Annotated in this window: 10 protein-coding genes; 1 reads left to right on the forward strand and 9 read right to left on the reverse strand. The window is 32.2% G+C overall.

The window, feature by feature from the left end; genetic code table 11:
- Positions 1–31: 31 nt before the first annotated feature.
- The 8 genes from H0I32_RS05460 to H0I32_RS05495 form a co-directional block, all read right to left on the reverse strand.
- Positions 32–847, reverse strand: a complete 816-nt coding sequence (locus H0I32_RS05460; RefSeq protein ID WP_173587161.1) for a family 16 glycosylhydrolase — start codon at positions 845–847, stop codon at positions 32–34.
- A gap of 30 nt (positions 848–877) precedes the next feature.
- Positions 878–2,746, reverse strand: coding sequence for an Ig-like domain-containing protein (locus H0I32_RS05465; RefSeq protein WP_179312754.1), 1,869 nt, complete (start codon positions 2,744–2,746; stop codon positions 878–880).
- A 21-nt stretch (positions 2,747–2,767) separates the two neighbouring features.
- Positions 2,768–5,926 carry a glycoside hydrolase family 2 TIM barrel-domain containing protein gene (locus tag H0I32_RS05470; RefSeq protein WP_179312753.1) on the reverse strand — a complete coding sequence of 1,053 codons (3,159 nt, stop codon included), beginning with the start codon at positions 5,924–5,926 and terminating at the stop codon, positions 2,768–2,770.
- A gap of 631 nt (positions 5,927–6,557) precedes the next feature.
- Positions 6,558–8,189, reverse strand: coding sequence for a family 16 glycosylhydrolase (locus H0I32_RS05475; RefSeq protein WP_179312752.1), 1,632 nt, complete (start codon positions 8,187–8,189; stop codon positions 6,558–6,560).
- A 13-nt stretch (positions 8,190–8,202) separates the two neighbouring features.
- Positions 8,203–9,807, reverse strand: a complete 1,605-nt coding sequence (locus tag H0I32_RS05480) for a hypothetical protein (protein ID WP_179312751.1) — start codon at positions 9,805–9,807, stop codon at positions 8,203–8,205.
- A gap of 13 nt (positions 9,808–9,820) precedes the next feature.
- Positions 9,821–11,320: a RagB/SusD family nutrient uptake outer membrane protein gene (locus H0I32_RS05485; protein ID WP_179312750.1), complete on the reverse strand. Its 1,500-nt coding sequence runs from the start codon at positions 11,318–11,320 to the stop codon at positions 9,821–9,823.
- A gap of 18 nt (positions 11,321–11,338) precedes the next feature.
- Positions 11,339–14,488, reverse strand: coding sequence for a SusC/RagA family TonB-linked outer membrane protein (locus H0I32_RS05490; RefSeq protein WP_173587155.1), 3,150 nt, complete (start codon positions 14,486–14,488; stop codon positions 11,339–11,341).
- Positions 14,489–14,734: 246 nt separating this feature from the next.
- The gene (locus H0I32_RS05495; protein WP_246293573.1) at positions 14,735–17,506 is read right to left on the reverse strand and encodes a triple tyrosine motif-containing protein; all 2,772 of its coding nucleotides are present in this window, start codon (positions 17,504–17,506) and stop codon (positions 14,735–14,737) included.
- Between the two features lie 250 nt (positions 17,507–17,756).
- Between H0I32_RS05495 and H0I32_RS05500 the strand changes: the two genes are divergently transcribed.
- On the forward strand, positions 17,757–18,365 hold the full coding sequence (locus tag H0I32_RS05500) for a hypothetical protein (RefSeq protein ID WP_173587153.1): 609 nt from the start codon (positions 17,757–17,759) through the stop codon (positions 18,363–18,365).
- A gap of 41 nt (positions 18,366–18,406) precedes the next feature.
- On the opposite strand, the gene H0I32_RS05505 is transcribed toward H0I32_RS05500, so the two are convergent.
- Entirely contained in the window at positions 18,407–19,651 is a 1,245-nt protein-coding gene (locus H0I32_RS05505) for an NAD(P)/FAD-dependent oxidoreductase (protein ID WP_179312748.1), read from the reverse strand.
- Positions 19,652–19,706: the final 55 nt, after the last annotated feature.

A 19,706-nucleotide genomic window follows, 5' to 3' on the forward strand; every position in this document is an offset into this window, starting at 1 on the left:
AATTGTATTATAATTTAAAAGCGAAATTGAATTAATCTGCAGAATACACTCTAACGTAATCTACAAGCATTTCTTGAGGAAAAACGGTTGCATCATTTGGTGAACCAACATAACCTCCACCTACAGCAACATTTATAATGATATAAAACGGATGATTAAAAACCCAATCGCCAGTAACATCTGTAGGTTTAATTTGATTGTATAACACATCATCTACATAAAAATTAATATAATTTTCTCCCCACTCAACACCAAAAATGTGAAAGCCAGTATCAAATCTGTCATTTTCTAGTTCATAAGATTTGGTTATAGATTCTCCTCCTGAATATTCCGGACCATGAACCGTTCCATTTATTAAAGTAGGTTCCTGACCTCTATTTTCCATAATATCTATTTCTCCTATTTGAGGCCAAGATTGTGTACCACCAGCATCTTCTCCTAAAAGCCAAAATGCTGGCCAAATACCTTGTCCCCAAGGCAATTGGATACGTGCTTCAAAGCGTCCATAAGTTTGTTCAAATTTGCCACTAGTTAGTAATCTTGCTGAAGTATATCCAGAACCCATATAAGATTCTTGTCTTGCAATAATTTTTAATACACCATCTTCTACAATAACATTTTCAGAACGATCTGTATAATATTGCAATTCGTTATTTCCCCATCCATTAGAACCTGTTCCTATATTGTAATCCCATATATTAGAATCTGGAGCACCATTAATATCAAAATTATCTTCCATAACCAAATTATCGAAATTGGTTACGGTTTGCGTTTCATCAGTATCGCAAGCTATCAGTAACACCATTGCTAATGCTAAAAAAGAGCTTATATATTTTAGTTTTTTCATGAGTTTTGTTTAAAAATTAAAGAATAGTATTTAGTTATAGAAATAGATATTATCTAAATAGACATCTCCATTTCCATCAAATTTAAGCTGTATAATATTTGCTAAATCTACTGGTGAAAAATCTGCTAAAGGAATATCTAAAGTTACCCAACCGCTTGTTGGTACTGCTAATGCTTTAGCAGCTTCCACGGGACCATCACTAATTAAATATGCATTTAATGCAGATGAATTAACGGTATAATAATCTAGATGTAGATATGTCATTCCTGAAACATCTTGCGTACTACCTAATTGAAGACCTTGGTAGTTTAAATCTGTATATTTCAATGTATTATTACCTGCAATACTTTCTTCTGTTACTACCGTATTTTGGCCCCAATTAGGATTTAACTCTGAACCTGCAACGTTAGTATATGCATCACTAAATACAGAGATAACATTAGCCTCATCTATTGTAGGTGTTGGAGCAGCAGTGGTAGGCTCCGAAGAAATTTCATAAAAATAAATATTATCCACATAAATATCTGTTATTGTAGCATCTGAAACAAAGACAACCTGCGCTAAATTAGCTCTACTAGTCAATCCTGTAAATTCTGAAATAGGAACATCAATACTCACCCAATTGCCATCTGACAATGTTGTATTAGTTAAAGTGATTTCACCAGCAGTATCATTCTCTCCTCCAAAATCATCATCTACTCCAATATCTTGTAATTTTACAGTTAAAAAATCTCCTGCCTCTACCGCTCCTTGCACTTGAATATCTACATGAAAGTGCGTCATCTGAGAAACATCTATTGTTGGTACATCTTCAGAAAACTGAATACCTACGAAATTTAACTCCGAATATTTTATAATTTCATCTCCATTAACATTGATATCATTTTGACCTAAAGTAGTTTGATAAGGTGCCCAATAACCATTGTAATAATCTACAGGCTCACTAGTATATGTATCACTAAAAATAGAAATAACATTTTCTGGATTTTGTGTAGGTATTGGGGCTGCTGTAAATTGACCTTCAGAAGTAATAGTTAATGAACCTAAAGCATCTACATCATTTGAAGTTGCAGAAACTACAGCTGTACCTGCTCCAATTACAGAAACAACTCCCAACTCACTAACTGTAGCGACACTTGTATCTGACGAAGTGAAATTAAAATAACTTGGAGCAATTGTAACCGTTTGATCTGCACCTGTACTTAAGTTTACAGTATTTTGCATTGAAGTTATTGGTAGATCAACACCCGAAAATGTATTCACTACAATATCCTCTCCTCCAAAAATAGAAGGTCTATATTGTGCTATAGTACCTAATTTCTCAAACTGTAATTCATCTATCCAAAAGGTATAACCATTATTATTTTCAGGACCTTCAGCATACCAAAACAAACCACTTTCTTGTGTTAATTTGGAAGCATCAGGAATAGCAATAATATACTTTTTCCAATTGGTAGCTAAATTAAGACCAGATAAGGTTACTAAAAATTTATTTTCGTCAAAATCTTGACCAAAACCAATTTCGTTAATGGTACCTGCTTGACTAGATTTAGCCCAAAAGGTTAAAGCATCATAACCAGATAAATCTCTTCCTCCATTATCGTCTCTAAAAATAGCACCTGCATACGAACCATCCGAGTCTCCATAATTAGGGACATCAAAACGCATGGAAGCAGAACCACTATAAGTATCCTCAGTATCTACCGTAAAGGCATCGTTATCCGAACCACCAAAAGGATAGTACTCCAGCCCACTACTAAATCCGTCAATAAAAATTTCTGGATCATTAGTAAAACCAACTTCAGAAGCCTCTTCTGAAATATCTCTTTCACAACTTACTACAGTGGCTAAAACCAACACAAAAAGCATTGTGATTTTTGAATTAATATATGTTTTCATTTTCATAATATTTTGTGTTAATTATTTTCCAATATTAATATGTATGTAGGTTCTAATTTCCCATTCATTACCGTTATCAAAACCTATATTACTAATGGTTGGATCTAAATATTCTCCAGCAGCCTGATTTGGTAAGTATCGAGGAGAGTACTCATCTAAAGATCTCCAAGTACCACGAATACCAATTCGGGTATCTGGTAAAATAAACCAATCTGGTTTTCCTACTGAAGTTGATAGATCTAACATTAACTGTAATGGATAGGTAAGGTTATAATCACGATGGTAATCAAAAGGCCCCCAATCGTTAATTTTAACTTGAGCAGTAGCTTTAATTTTTTTATAGATAGCTCTAACATCTCCACCAAAACGTTTTATTAAACGATTCCCATTGGTATCATCAGCACCACCACTACCATTTGCTTGGCCATTACCATAGTAGAAATTACCTATAAATCCTAAATCTGGATTTAACTTAGAAACTACTCTTGCACTAGCTTCCCATAAATCTTCAGCAGGTGCTGCATTAGCTAAGGCAAAAGAATTTCTATTATCATCAAAAACAATAGCAGCATCTTGAGTCGTTGGAAGGTGACGATATACAAAACCAGCACTAACCGCTAGTTTAGCATCTTCCGTCATATCACTATCCCAATCGTACATCCAAGTTCCTGGTGTTGGATCCCATGTTAAAAGAAGCTCTCCTGCAGTAGTTTTTCTATTACTTCTAACAGCAAAAGGATCATCTTCTATATTTCTTAATGGCACACCAACCGTTTGACCAAAGCTATTAGTAAAACTATAATCATTAGGGATAGCACCAACAATTGGTTTTTGCCATAAAAAATTAGGTGCTATTTGAAGATTACCTAAAGAATAAGTAAAACCAGCTAAAACATTAGTTTGATTTCCACTTCCAGAATCTTTTAGTTTCCATCCCGTGAAGGTCTGCGTTTGATCGGCCCCACCATTTGCAACTAACCCCATAGCTGCGGCTTGAGCATAGACATTAAAAACTCCTTTAGAATAGGTTAATTTTACTTTACCACCCCAATTATCTTTAGAACTAATTTCATCAACTACAGCTATATCATTTGAAATCACATTGAATTCTCTTCCATTTAAAGGTTCACCAGCCCAAATACCACCTAATTCAATACCAACATCACCTACTTGTCTTTTAGCATGAAATGTAACACGACGTGTTTTTGGCAAAGGAATAGCAATAGAAGTTGCTGCTTTAGAGGCATCTGCTATATCTTCATGATAAATAGCAGTAACATCGTATTTACCTAAAGTTCTACTATATTTTAACAATACTGCAGGATTTGCGCCCCACCATAATTGCGGACCAAATGCAGCTTTTAAACCACTTAGTCCTTTTTTACCATCTAATTCAAAACCTGAAGTTTCTCCATTATAAATATCGAAATTAGGTCCGTAATTAGATTCTGGATATAAGCCAAAGAAATCACCTTCGTAACCCCAATGGTAATGCCCTTTTCTGTAAAACCCTCTTAAATCAAAATCTTTAGCATTCCACTCATAGGAAGCATTATAGACCTGTACTCTATTGTTATCTGTAATTTCTACATCCCCTTCGTCTGTACTAACAGTAATTGGATAGCCTCTATTTTCATAAAATATTTCATCAATTGGATTTTGAGCAACATTTCCTAGAATGTTAAAATTAACTTCAGCTCTCATATTAGCGGAAGGATTTCCTTGCACACCAACATAATAAGATTCCATATGATCAAAACCTAATTGATTAGGATACGCACTTGCATCCGGATCTTCATCATCTGGTGTTGTAATTAAGCTTCCTCCAGTATTATAGGTAGTAAACTCTGCTCTTAAATTACTAATTCTAATTTTACTTTCGCTTCCACCTCCATTTAGAGCGGCTTTATCACCACGAGCTCTTAAAACGGCATCCATAAGCTGAATATTATTAAAATAATTATCTACAAAATCTAAAGAAACTCCTTCTTCATAAGGGTTTATTTGATGAACTTCTTTTAATGCATAATAAGCAGCTCTTGGGTATAATTCGTAAAGGCCTCTAGAATTGGTTGGTCCTTTTGCACAAATCCCAAACCATTCTTCATTCATATTATTTTCACCCGCCTGTAAATCTATATCGTAACCACCGTTAGACCAAGATGCATTATTATCATGCACTTCTAGGTTTTTAGTTTGTCCATATTTCCACCAACCATCACTAAATTGAAACGTAAAACCTCCAATAGAATTTTCAGCCTTACCTAAACCTGCTGCATTTTCATAAATATCTTTCCAGTTATTTACCAAATAATAGGCTTGCGTTTTTTGGTCTTCCTGGTTTTCAATAGCATTAAAAGCATCTGCTCCAAATTCTGTAAATAAAAGAGGTTTGTTTAATTTTTCTTTTACCGCAGTAAAAGCATCTGTAAAAGTTACTCCACGATACATATTAGTACCTAAAATGTCAATATCTTGACACTCTTCTGCTATAATATCTAAAAAAAGAAGATCCCCATTACATATGGCCATTGGGTGATTTTTATCAATACTTTTCATTTTTACAACCGCTTCATTAAAAACATTATACATGCTTCTAGCACGTTTTGTAGATTCACGGTCTTCAATCGGTATATCTTCTGTTTCTGCACCTCCCCAAAACAGGCCATAATTATTTTCGTTGCCTAATAAAAACAATAATAAACCAGGAGTATCTTTATACTCTTGTGTCATTTCTGTTACTTCTTTTAGAAGCATTTCTCTAGTTGCCGGATCAGAATATTCTGTATTTACAACCCAAGCACCATTAATAGTTAATCCATAACGACCGAAGGAATGATTTAACATGGTATAAATACCATATTTTTCGTAGATATATTGAATCCATTTTGGTTGTACCCCAGTATATTGTCTAATAACATTGACTCCCATATTTTTTAGAAGTCCCATTTCGGCATCTAATGCTGCCTTTATAACATCGTCAGATTGTTTCCATAAACTATAGTTATAATTATTACCAATTGGAATATAATCCCAATTCATACCATTAATCATAAAATCTTCTCCATTTACAACTAATCGCATGCCGTCATCACTATTCACAACCTCAACCTTATCTGCTTGGCCATATATTGGACATAGAATGATTAAGAATATTAACTTTAGAAAGCTTTTTTCCATAATTCTCATAATAGTATTATATAAAGATTATCATTTTTATAAATTTAAAACTTATAATTATCAAATTATGAAATTATAACCATACAAAAAACATACATCACAAAAAAAAGACATAAATAAAGCCAATATCACCGTTCCTATGTTTAATTAATCGATATATCTTCATTAATCGATTAGAGAAACAAGAAATACCAATATCACTACAAAACATCTATTCTTGTGTTTTGTATAGGTAATGTATAGGTATCGTATGGTTTATTAAATAAAGATTAAATAACCTTATCCACAATACTTATAGATTACATACGCTTTTAAACGAAAACGATATTGTATGTTCTTGAATAATTAAATAAATTGACTACTAAAGCTATAAGGTTAGCATATACTAGCTATATCTTCCCCATAGTCAAATTCTATTTAAAACGTTGAAAAAAAACACTACAATTTAACATCTATAAAAAACAATGTTGTTGTATTAAATCACATAACTAAAGAAGATTTAATTATTATGCAGTGTATGTTTTTTAAACTAATGTATTTAAAAAATCACAACAAAAAAAGGCTAAACTTATCTGTTCAGCCTTTTCTAAAGAATTACAATTTGGATTATACTTCTAATAAAAACTTTGTATTATTGGTATACTCTTACATAATCAATTTCCATACTATCTTCTGTAAAATCAGAAGCTACAGTTCCTCCTAATGTTCCACCCATAGCAACATTTAAGATTAAGAAAAAGTCATTGTTAAATGGTAGGTCTGCAGAATTTACTACTGTATGAAATACAGTATCATCTACTAAAAATATAAGTTCTTCAGGTGTCCACTCAACAGTATAATTATGAAATTCTGAAGTAGAAGTTGACAATTGTGTACTGCCCGAATCTCCAGCACCTGGAGACACAGCTGGATGATGCACAGTAGACAAAACAGTATTTTTATCTTGTCCTTTTTGCTCCATAATGTCTATTTCTCCTGAAGCAGGCCATGTGTTAGTTTGGTAATCTGCACCAAGCATCCAAATTGCTGGCCATGTACCAAGAGAAGCTGGTAATTTAGCTCTCACTTCTACTCTACCATAGGTAAAATCATATAAACCTTCAGATTTTAATCTTGCAGAAGTATAACCTGCCCCATCTACTTTAGCTGTGATTTTTAAGAAACCATCTTCTACAATAACATTGTCTGCATCATCTGTATAAGATTGTAGTTCTTGATTTCCCCAACCATTATCTCCTGTACCTAAATCGTAAGTCCAGTTTGTTACATCTGGTGCTCCATCTACATCAAATTCGTCAGACCAAATTAAACTATCGTAAATACTAGTAAACGAATCATCTACATCTTCACCGTCTGTCGTTAAGACAAACCACCAGTCAAAATCTCCATTTCCATCTGTTGCCTTTAAGGTAATTTCATTAGGCGTAGATCTATCAAATATTTGATATCTATGATTACCACCTATATAATATGAGATAAAAGCTGTGTCACTTAAACTGATTGTTTCTACACCACCTGGTGCAATTAAAGCCCATTCTGCTGTGTAATCACTGTATGGCACATTTTCTACATCTGCTCCGTTAACAATTCCTCCTGTAGCTACTTCATTAACTAATCCATCACGACCAAAAATAGTTCCGGATGTATCTGTTGTAGGATCGTCATTTGTGTTATCTGTAATATGCGTGAATGTTCCATCTTCATTAAAGATAAAACGATCATCGTACATACCAACACCTGCTTTTTCATCAGCTACAGCTGAATACCATTCAGAGACTACGGTTCCACCAACTGGTCCTAAACCAAAGTGACCTGCAGATTCTGATTTCATTCTCCAAACATTAGTTCCATCACCAACTAATTTATCAATTAATTCTTGTGGTGGTGAATAGTTTGCAAAAACTTCTACTGTAATAGATGTTGTAATTGACACTCCACCTGTACCATAAGCAATAACATTTACGGTATAAGTATTTATTCCTAAATCACTAAATGATGTTTCTAATAAACCGGTAGGTGAATTAGACTCTACACCACTAATAATATATTTATAACTTAGTGCGTTATCTGCAATTGCAGTTAAATTAACAATACCAGATCCATCTCCGTAAGGATTTGCAGCATCTTGCCCAAAAATCTCTGCAGACACCACCAAATTACTTGGCGTTATAATCTCTCCGAATTCTGCATCATCCTCTTGGCAAGCCACAAGTACAAACAAAAAACTAAGACAACTTAATAAAGTATATTTTATATTTTTCATGTTTCTTTAAATTTTAGTTTATTGTAATATCATCAACGTAGATTGTGTAGTCTGATGACCCATCACCTGCTGTTCCGTTATCCATAATTAATACAAGATTATACCAATCTACTGAAGTATCAATTCCTGCAAAATCAAACGTTAAAGTTTCCCATTGGTTAGCAATAGTAGTTGTTGCAGTAATCTCTGATGTCTCAATCGTGTTTGGCCATGCTGTATTGTCTTCCATTTTTAATAATAAATTTAAGCCTACTCGAGGAGACCATACTTTAACTGTAATTACAGAAGTACCAATAACTTGAAAAGGTGTTGGAACTGTTATTTTAGAACCTGCCCAAGTTTGACCTGCTCCTTTTATTACTTCTGCTACCATAGCAGATGAGTTACCATTTAAATCTGGATTACCTGCAACAGATATAGAACCACCATCAAAACTACTTAAAGTAAAATTTAGTCCTGATTCTTCTTCAAAATTAATTGGTGAAACTGCCGGTACAGTCTCATCACTTTCTTTGTATAGATATAAATTATCTACAAAAATTGCTCCTCCATTTGGTACACCTTCTAATTTAAACTGAATAAGAGCACTAAAATCTAATAATGAATTTTGATCTGTAAAAGCCGACAAAGGAATATCGAAAGACGTCCATTGTTGAGCTGTAAGTTCTAATTCGTAAGCCGTTTCATTTGATGTATCATTAGGACCAGCTGTGATTGGTGATATACTTGCATTATTTTCATCTGCTGTCCAAACATCAATATGTAAATATTCCATTTGAGATGCATCAATTGCTCCTGCTAAATCAATTCCTTGATAATTTAAATCTGAATATAGAAGCATATCATCTCCTGCTAAATCAAATAAATTATAGATTGTTGACTGACCCCAATTTGGATTAAAATCTACACCTTCAATATCAGTGTAAAAACCGCTAAAAACCGAAATTACATCTTCTTCTAATCGAGATGGTTGATCTGGTGCAGAACTTAATGGTTGAACAATTTCTACAGCTTCGAAATCTTCAGTATAACTTAAAGTTGCAATTGCACCACTAAAAGCTTCAACATTTATGGTATAAATACCAGCTTGTTGATACGTATACGAAATAACATCACCACTATTAAATATTGTTGGCTCTGCTGTTTCATCTTCACCAAATGACACTGCGTAATAGGTTGCAAAATCTGCTTCAGCTACAATATTTACGGCTTTAGAAATTGCAGGATCATTAGTTATAGTTACAATTAAATTTTCTGGTGCTATAAAAGATACAATCACAGCTTCTGTGAATACAGTACTTAATCCATTTAAATTAGAAGCTATAATAGTAAACTCATAATTTCCTTCTGCATAAGTATGCTCAATACTACTGCCAGGTTGAATAGAATTAGAAAGCTCTGATCCATCTCCAAAATCAAAAACATAGCCTGTAACTCCGTTCCCCGAAGGTGTAATAGTTACTAAACCTGTATTGTCTTGTGTTACCATTACTAAAGCTGAAATATCTGTTGGTGCTTCTAGCCCATCTGTAAATGATGTATCTACATTATCTTCAGTACAGCCGTAAAAAACCATTACTAAAAGACATAATCTTAATGTGTGTTTTAATATTTTCATAAGTTTTATTTTTTTAGTATCCGTCGTTTTGAGATAAACGAGAAATATCAATTTCTCTCTGAGGAATTGGAAAAAGTCCATTTGTAGCAGAATTATAACCTAAGCTACTTAATACACTATTTGCTTGCCCTGTTCTAACTAAATCGAAAAAACGATCACCTTCCATTCCTAATTCTAAACGTCTTTCGTCCCAAACAGACTGAACTGTTGCAACAACACTATGATCTTGATCTCCAAAAGCTCTTGCACGTACCATATCTAAGTAAGTTTGTGCTAATCCTTCACTACCAGATGTTCCTCTTAAATTTGCTTCTGCAGCCATTAATAAGACTTCAGAATAACGAATAGTACGTTGATTGTTGTCGTAATTTAATTCAACCTGTCCACTTGTTTGTCCTTTTCTTGGTAAATATTTTTTATTATATAAACCTGTATTTTTGTAAGGAGCTACTTGGTAAGTTACATTTAAACTTGGATTATCATTAGCATAAGCTTCAACATCAAAAGTTGTAGCCTCTTTTCTTTGATCTCCATCTTCATAAGCAGCAGCTAAATCTTGAGTTGGTAAATTAGTACTCCAACCTGAATTATAAGGCATCGCAGCTGCACCATTAAACCCTCTAACTCCACATTGCTGAACAGCATAGTTTCCTTGACCTCTAGTTTGTCCACCCCAATTATAGTAAGGCTGACCATTAGAATATTGTACTTCGTAAACAGACTCAGTTCCATTTTCACCTTCTGGCAAAAAGATATCATCCATATTTGGTACTAAACTAAAAGGACCATCTACAACACTTTGAAGTACAGGAATTGCTTCATCAAATTTTTCTTGATATAAGTACACTTTTCCTAACAATGCTTGAGCAGCATATTTAGTAATTCTCCCTTGTTGAGATTGTGCTGTTGGTAATGCATCAATGGCAAGTAATAAATCTACTTCGATCTGTGCATATACATCAGCCTTAGGAGACCTTTGTAAAGTCCCAAAATCTGTAAGGCCTAATTTATGATCCGTGAATAAAACAACATCACCAAACATTTTAACCAAATTGAAATAATAGAAAGCTCTTAGAAAGTGAACCTCTCCATATAAAGCTTCTTTACCATCAAAATCTACAACATTACCTAAAAGGTTAACGTCTTTGTAGTCTATTAGATAGTTTGTTCTATTAACACCCTCATAAGCAGATGTCCATAAATCTTCTATTGTAGTATTATTTGCTAAAATTTGATAGTCGTCTACTTGTTGTAACGATATTGCATCAGAAGCATTTTCACCACCTGATACAGAATTATCAGAAGCCATATCTCCAAGAACAATAACTTGATTTAACCACTGTGTTGGAGTATAACAACTCACAGCCATTGCTTGGTAATCACTTTCTGTTTGCAAATAATCTACTTCAGTCACTTGATACTCGTCGTGCGGATCAAAATCAACCACGTCTGAACACCCCATAAAGAGTGAAAGTATGATGACTAATCCAATATTATTTTTTATATTTTTCATACTAATATATTTTGGATATTAAAATTTAAGGTCTAAGCCCATTAAAAAAGTTCTTGCTTGCGGATAAGCACCTCTATCAATACCTGTATCTAAAATACCTCCTGATATCTCTGGATCATAACCTGTATATTCCGTAAGTGTCAATAAGTTTTTAGCCTGAGCATATACTCTTATTTTACCGAAAAACTTACTTACTTTTTCTGGTAATGTATAACCTAAGATTAAACTTTTAATTTTTATAAAGCTTCCGTCTTCTACATATCTATCAGATGGTCTAATATTACTATTAGTATCTTCAAAAGTGTAACGTGGATTGCTAGCATCATTAGTAGATCCTTCTCCTGTCCATCGATTTAAAATACTTCTATCTTTGTTAGTAAATTGTGCATTACGCTCGTAAGCTCTAAAGATATCATTACCAACAGAAGCATAAGTAAACATACTTAAATCGAAATTTTTATATTCAAAACCTAAGTTCCATCCTAAAGTAAATGTCGGGAATGGATCTCCTATATCCGTTTTATCATCATCATCAATAACACCATCATTATTTGTATCTACAAAACGAATATCACCTGGTAATGCGCCAGATTGTGTTGCGTGTGCATTAATTTCGGCTTGATTTTGAAATAATCCGTCTGTTTGATAACCGTAAAAATAACCTGGAGTATAACCTTTTTGGAAACGTGTAACATCGTGTGGCTGACCATTAAAATAAGATCCACCAGAAACAAATGCTGTACCATCACTATTAGTTTCTGTAACTTCATTTTTAGAAGTAGTAAAAGTCACAGATGTATTAATTTTAAAATCTTCTGACCCAAAATTATTATAACCTAAAGTTAAATCAATCCCTTTACTCTCTGTACTACCTATGTTTGATGTTACAGGCTCTGAGGTCCCAGCATAAAGTGGTGGTGCATCTGTAAATAATAATCCATCAACAGATTTATTAAAATAATCTAAAGTAAGCGTAAATTGATTATTAAGAAAAGTAGCATCAAAACCAATATTATATTGTGTTTGCTCTTCCCAACTTAATGTTGGATTACTAAATGAGTTTACAGTAGCTCCTGAAACAAATTCATCTCCAAATGTATATCCATTACTGTTTGCTGTAGAATTATAACTTGGTCCTCCAATAGTAATACCTACATATTGTGGATCTACGTTTTCATTACCAACAGTACCGTAACTACCTCTTATTTTTAAGAAATTAATAGGATCGAAATTGAAGAAATCTTCATTAGTAACAACCCAACCTAAAGAACCTGCATAAAAGTTAGCAAATTTATTATCATCACCGAAAGCTATAGAACCATCACGTCTTGCAGAGAATGACGCTAAATACGTACCATTGTAATCATAATTTACCCTACTGAAATAAGACATGTTTCTACGTTCTAAATCTTGATAACTATAACCTGTGTAAGCATCTGTGTTTAAAGAAGTATTAATACCCGTAGCAGCACTTATATCTGCCCATTCCCAAGAATTATCTCTAACATCTTGTCTTGTTGTACCAAAACCATATCCTGTAGATTTACTAGTAGATATACCTAAAACTACATCGAAATTATGCATGTCATTTAAACTAAAACTATAACTAGCAAAGTTTTCAAAGGTATAATTAAAACTAGATACGGTACTCTCTGTTACACTATTATGAAATGAAGGAATTGTACTTACAGTACCATCTCCATTTTCCACTTCTTGTGTCTTTACTGTTCCATCAGAATTGTAATCACTTGAAACGTTATTTGGACCATAATATGCTAAAGGTGTAAAGCTTTTCCCTACCTGATCCCATTTTGTATAACCAAAACGAGAAGTTACTTTAAGGTTTTCAAGCACATCATATTGTAGTTCAAACTTACCATATAATTTATTTCCGTTACTTTCATTATGAGTATCTTGTAATCTCTGAACGGGATTAAATATTTCTGATAATAACAAGTTACTGTATCCATAAGTCGCAAAATCATTTGGATCTGTATTATATACTGAAACCGTAGGATCGAAGTTTACTGCATTACCCAGAATTGAGTTAAATGAATTTTCTAATATTGATTTACTTTTTATGTTAGCATAACTTGTATTTAAAATAAACTTTAATTTAGAAGTTAATTGAAAATCTATATTAGCTGTAAAGTTTAATCTATTAAAATTAGATTTATCATCACCTCCAACAATACCCCCTTGACTTAAATAACCTGTAGATAAAAAGTAGCTTAATTTTTCTGAACCACCTCTAGCAGATAAAGCATAAGATGTAATACTTGCATCTTCAAAAATCTCATCTTGCCAATCTGTACCAACACCTAATGAAGAAATATCTTGAAAAATTATATCACCACCAGCAACAGTACTACCTTCATTAATTAAAGCAGCATATTCTGAAGCATTTAATAATCCGATTTTCCTATCCACAGATTGAATACCAGTATAAGTATTGAATGAAAAAGATACTTTCTCATTCTTTCTACCAGACTTAGTTGTCACGACAATTACACCGTTACCACCTTTAACACCATAAATAGCAGTTGAAGCAGCATCTTTTAAAATATTTAATGATTCAATGTCTGCTGAATTAATAGAGTTTAAATCATCCAAACTTTGAGGTATACCATCAATAATAACGACAGGGTCTGTACCAGAGAATGAAGGGATACCACGCACCAAAACTGTTGGCTTACTTCCTGGTGAACCACTTTGTACAACCGAAACCCCTGAAGCATTACCTTGAAGTGCTTCCTCTACCCTTGTTGGGTTAAGTTTTTCAATAGATTCTGACTTAACAGTTGAAATAGCACCAGAAACGTTAGTGACCTTCTGTGTACCATAACCTATAACAACAACCTCACTAAGAGACTCCGTGTCTTCTACTAGAGATATAGTTAATGGTTTGTCATTAATAATAGTTATTTCTTGAGGTACAAAACCTATATAAGAAATTACTATTATAGAATTCAACGATAAATCTGTTAACACAAAATTACCATCGAAATCTGTTGTTGTTCCTTTTGATGTATTCTTAAGGATAATGTTTACCCCCGGAAGTGGTTGCCCTGAAGCACCTTCAGTAACCGTTCCCGTTACATCTACATTTTGCCCATTTACTGCCATTGTTAAAATGAAAGCAAAGAGCGCGAAAAGTTTTATTTTCATAGTTCTTAGTTTATATCATGCAAATTATAACATTTTCTTAACGTTATCTTAAAACTAAACACTACAAAAAACATACAAACTAAAAAAAAGCAGATAAAAATACAGATATCATATTAAATACGCTCTTATTTTAAGGTATCTCTATTCTGTTTCATTAAAAATACGATTCGCAATCATTCCTCGAAATAACTAATAAACAAGAAATGTATAGGCATTGTATAGGTTAAAAAAAATATTGTATAGGTGTTATAACTCAATAATATAGCTAGATAAACTATCATCATGGCTTAACTCTAGTTTTTTACGCAAACGATAGCGTTTGACCTCAACACTTTTATGAGAGATATTAAGAAGTGGTGCAATTTCTTTTGAAGAAAGGTTTAAACGCAGATAAGCACAGAGTCTTAAATCACTTGCCGTAATAGAAGGATGAAGAGTCTTTATTTTTTTCATGAAGTCTTTATCAACATTATTAAAAGCTTCTTCAAACAATTTCCAATCACCTGTATTATTTATACTTTTATTAATACGCTTAACAACCTTGCTAACATCGGCAAGCGATTTAGTTTCACTTAACTCATCCTTAATATTACTTAACAACTCATTTCGTTTTACTAAGTTCATAGTTGCCATACCAAGCTCCCTATTTTTATTTTCAATATCTAATTGTAGATTTTTATTTTTAAATTGAATAAGCTGTCTTTGATTTCCTAATTGTTCTAACTCTAGCTCTCTTTCCTTTTTTTCAATTACTTTAATTTGTTTTCTTTCGTAATGTTTTTTGTTATAGAAATATAAAATATACAAAAACAGAAACAATAAAATAATATATAATATTATAGCTATCAAACTGAAATACCAAGGCCTATTAATCGTAAAACTGTAAGACATTATATTATTAGACAGTATTCCATCTGTAATCGCTCTTGCTTCAAATGTGTATTCTCCATGAGGCAAATTTTTATAAAATGTTTCTGGAGAAGTTCCCCAATCACTCCAGTGATCATAAAAACCAATTAATCTAGATTGATATTTTGAAGTCGAAAGTTTATTATAATTGGTAACACTATAATTAAAGCGAATATTATTAAACTTATTTTTTAGCGGATCGGGATTAACTAGATCTAACTCAGTAAGCTCATCGGGTAAAGCTCCATATCTAACACTATTCATATGGACCTTTAGCGATTTCTCAACTAACTTATTTAAATCAACATTTAAAAACCCTTCAGTAGTTCCTATTAAATAATCGTTATCACTTAAATACAAGATATTTTCGTAACCAGATTTAGTTTTACGAACATCATTTGAAAGTGTTACAACATTAATTTTTGGCTCTGTTGATAATTTACCAGGCTCCACAAAAATCATTTCACTTTCAGAAAAACCCCAAAGTTTTTTTCCTTTCCTGTCATTAAATAGTTTACCTGAAACATATTTTTCATCACTAAATAAACTACTCAATATGGAATCTTTTAAAAAAGACTCTGCATTGTTATCGTAATTAAATACCCCTGATTTATTACTATATAAAACTTCATTTTGATATTTTACAATTCCAGACTTAACACCTTTTTTAATTGGTAGTTTTTTATAATCAATAACCTTACTAAAAGTATTGTCAAGTGTAATTTTATAAATACCCTTATGTTCATGGCTTACTAACAATTGATTTGAGTCAACAAATTCAAAATATCTAGAAGAGATATTAAAGCCATTTATTTTATTTCTAAAACGCCAAGTATTATTATACTTTTCTAAAATCGTCAATCCTTTATAATTACCTTGAATCAAAAGATTAGGATGCCCTTCAATTTCTTTTATACACCAACTACCTAACTCGCTAGATATTTTTTCTGCCCTAGTATTATTTATTAAAAAAGTACCTTTATCATGACCACAAAATAAGGTTCCATTTATAACCGACAAATTCCATACCTGTCCTTTTGTTCCCTCTATCTGTTTAAATTTTACATCAGAATCATTAGGCTGATAAAAAAGTCCTTGATTTGTTCCTAAATACAGAAAATCATCTGTTTTAGCAGCTGTATAAATTGTACCCAGAACACCTAAATTATCTATATAAACTTTAAAAGCTGAATTTAAATTAACAATATTAATTCCATTATCTAAACCGAGCCAAACACTTCCAAAGTTATCTTCATAAACAGAAAGTATCGTATTATTACTTAAACCATTAGACTTATCTATTTTTAATATTTTTTTTCCATCTTTATCTAATTGAATAATTCCATTAGCTATAGTTCCTAACAAAAAACTTCCATCTTTTAACCGGATACTGTTATAGATACTTAATTGAGATAATAAATTATTAGATTCTATGACCCATTTACTGACTTTACCATTTTGAAATTTATAAAACCCATTTTCTTTGGTTTGCAAAAGTAAGTTTGCGTCTGAGTTGAAGATATTAACTAATATATTACCATTTAATAACACCTCTGGAATTATTAAAACCTTCTTTCCGTTTTCTATCTTAAAAATACCTAATTCGGTTTCTTGAAAATAAATACTTCCATCAACTTTAAATATTTTATTAATTCTAAATTCAGAATCAACAATATCAAAACTATCCTCTAGAATATTGTAGATATAAATCCGCTCTAAAGATTGAAATAAAATATAACCTTCAACATCAATAATCCCCCAAAACTCCTCATCTTCTTTTATTGAAAAATTTCGATCATCCACTAAAGAAGTGTACAACATCACCCCCAACTTATCCCTAGTCCAATAGCCAAAATCCATAAAGCCACCAGAATAAATCTTATCACCTACAAATTTTACCGACCTCAATATACCATCATTAGGAGAATTGTAAAGTCTCCAGGAAGCGCCTTTATATTCTAACAAGCCTTTGTTATTAGCAACATAAATAAAATCATCATTAGACTGTGTTATAGCCCAATTTTGATCTTCCGCATCATAATCTTGAGGTGTAAATATTTGAATTGGTGGAATTTCTTGTGCATAACATTTTACACTAAAAAATAGCATCACAAATAAAAAACAAAGATTGATTATAAGTTTCTGAAAATTGCACATAAAATTGTTATTGTAGTAATATTATTGCTAAAGTAGCGAATTTATGATTATTCAATAAATACTTAAAATAAAGCTTGAGCCCATAAAAGTATGCTATTTATCCTAGAACCAATAAACCACACACATTGCATTACATTAAAAAAAAGCAATCTTGATTAAAAATTTTATATACATTTGACTCATAACCAATCACAAATATATTATGAAAAACAAATTATCTCTAGTAATTATTTTATTGCTTTCAACAACAATTTACGCTCAAAAAATGAAAGTTGCAGAAGGCAATTTTGATTTTTTCAAAGGACAATCTGAAATTAATGTTGAGTTTGACTACAGTAACTTAACAATACTAAAAGATGAACTAACTAACGATGAATACGTAAAAGCACATTCTGAAGATTTAGAAAAAAAAGGAAAAGGTAAAGGAAAAGCCTGGAAAAAAAGTTGGGAAGCTAGTAAAGAACTTATTTATGCTCCTAAATTTTTAGAGCTTATGAATAGAGATTTATACGAAGATGAAGGGATCTCTTTTGAAGAAGATCTTACAGAAGCAAAATACACTTTAATTTTAGAGGTTGTATGGATATATCCAGGATGGAACGCAGCAGTAATGAGACAACCTGCTAAATTAACCACAGTAATAAAATTTGTTGAAACAGCAAACAGAGACAATGTATTATTAAAAATCACTAGTGAGAACGCACCTGGAAATAGATTTGGAGGGACATTCAGTAACGAAGATCGTATAGGTGAAGGTTTTGCGAAAACAGGAAAAAGTTTATCTAAATTAATTATGAAAAAAGCATTCTAAATTTAACTTAGAATATCTTATTATGAAGCGAGTAATTATAATTACTCGCTTTTTTCATTTTCCATGTCTATAATATGGGCCACGGCTTTAACAAGTCTATGGTGATTTTTCACAAAAGGATTAGTCTCATCCCATACATAACCGGCCAAAACTGAGCAAATCTGCTTTTTAATCTCAGGATTTTCAGGCTTATGAAAAAACAATTTCTGAAGATTCCCTGTATACCATTCTTTTACATAAGTTTCAAAAACACGAACTCCGTTCTTCATATAATCAGAATATTCTACTTCCCAATCTACAGTTTCATTTTGAAGTGTTTTAGTAATCAATTTAGCAGCTAACAATGCCGATTCTGTAGCAAAAGTAACTCCCGATGAAAATACAGGGTCTAAAAACTCTGCACTATTTCCTGTTAAAACATACCCATTACCATAAAGTTGTTTTACCGATTTTGAATAATTAGAAATCTCAACAGGGTTAAATTGAAAATCAACACCTTCAAAACGTTCTCTATAATAATTAGAGAGTTTCAACATTTCTTTTAATTTCTCTGAAGAAGTCCCTTTAAACGATTCTAAAAATTCATTAGAACCAACATAACCTATGCTTGTTACTCCATTAGAAAACGGAATAACCCATAACCAGGTTCTTAGACTTATAACATCAAAAGTAATACGAGTTCCTTCCCAACCTTCAGGACGATTTACATCCTTTACATGTGTAAATATTGACGATTGATCAAGAAGTTCTGATTTTTTTTCTAAATCTAAAAGACGTGGTAAAACACGTCCATAACCACTAGAATCAACAATATACTTAGCTTTAACAACCTTAGACTCACCTGATTTATTTTTTATGATAGTTTCTGAAGAACCGTCAGTATTAAAATTAACAGCAATAACCTCTTCTTCAAATACAATATCAACACCTCTAGTTAAAAGCTCGTCAGTTAAAGTTTTATCGAAATCTGCTCTAGGCACTTGCCATGTCCAATTCCAACCTTCAGTATGCTTTTTACTAAAATCAAAATTACAAACCTCATCACCTCTTATAAATCGAGCACCAGCTTTCACTTCATAATTTCGTTTCTTCAAACAATCTAATAGACCCACTTCTTCAAAATGATCCATACATCGTGGAAGTAAACTTTCTCCAATTACAAACCTTGGAAATTTATTTTTTTCAACCACTTTTACCTTCAATCCTTTTTCATGTAAATAAGACGCAGCAACGCAACCTGATGGACCTGCCCCTATAATTAATACATCAACATTTTCAACACTCATAGTCTTAATAGTATAAAATCATTTATTATTATAAATTTGCAACCCAAAATAACTT

This window comes from Winogradskyella sp. HaHa_3_26, assembly GCF_019278425.1.
In the GTDB taxonomy this organism is placed as follows: Bacteria; Bacteroidota; Bacteroidia; order Flavobacteriales; family Flavobacteriaceae; genus Winogradskyella; species Winogradskyella undariae.

Bases quoted from the DNA above. Each gene is read 5' to 3' on its own strand.
- H0I32_RS05460 (WP_173587161.1), bottom strand. From the start codon at position 847: ATGAAAAAACTAAAATATATAAGCTCTTTTTTAGCATTAGCAATGGTG.
- H0I32_RS05465 (WP_179312754.1), bottom strand. From the start codon at position 2,746: ATGAAAACATATATTAATTCAAAAATCACAATGCTTTTTGTGTTGGTT.
- H0I32_RS05470 (WP_179312753.1), bottom strand. From the start codon at position 5,926: ATGGAAAAAAGCTTTCTAAAGTTAATATTCTTAATCATTCTATGTCCA.
- H0I32_RS05475 (WP_179312752.1), bottom strand. From the start codon at position 8,189: ATGAAAAATATAAAATATACTTTATTAAGTTGTCTTAGTTTTTTGTTT.
- H0I32_RS05480 (WP_179312751.1), bottom strand. From the start codon at position 9,807: ATGAAAATATTAAAACACACATTAAGATTATGTCTTTTAGTAATGGTT.
- H0I32_RS05485 (WP_179312750.1), bottom strand. From the start codon at position 11,320: ATGAAAAATATAAAAAATAATATTGGATTAGTCATCATACTTTCACTC.
- H0I32_RS05490 (WP_173587155.1), bottom strand. From the start codon at position 14,488: ATGAAAATAAAACTTTTCGCGCTCTTTGCTTTCATTTTAACAATGGCA.
- H0I32_RS05495 (WP_246293573.1), bottom strand. From the start codon at position 17,506: ATGCTATTTTTTAGTGTAAAATGTTATGCACAAGAAATTCCACCAATT.
- H0I32_RS05500 (WP_173587153.1), top strand. From the start codon at position 17,757: ATGAAAAACAAATTATCTCTAGTAATTATTTTATTGCTTTCAACAACA.
- H0I32_RS05505 (WP_179312748.1), bottom strand. From the start codon at position 19,651: ATGAGTGTTGAAAATGTTGATGTATTAATTATAGGGGCAGGTCCATCA.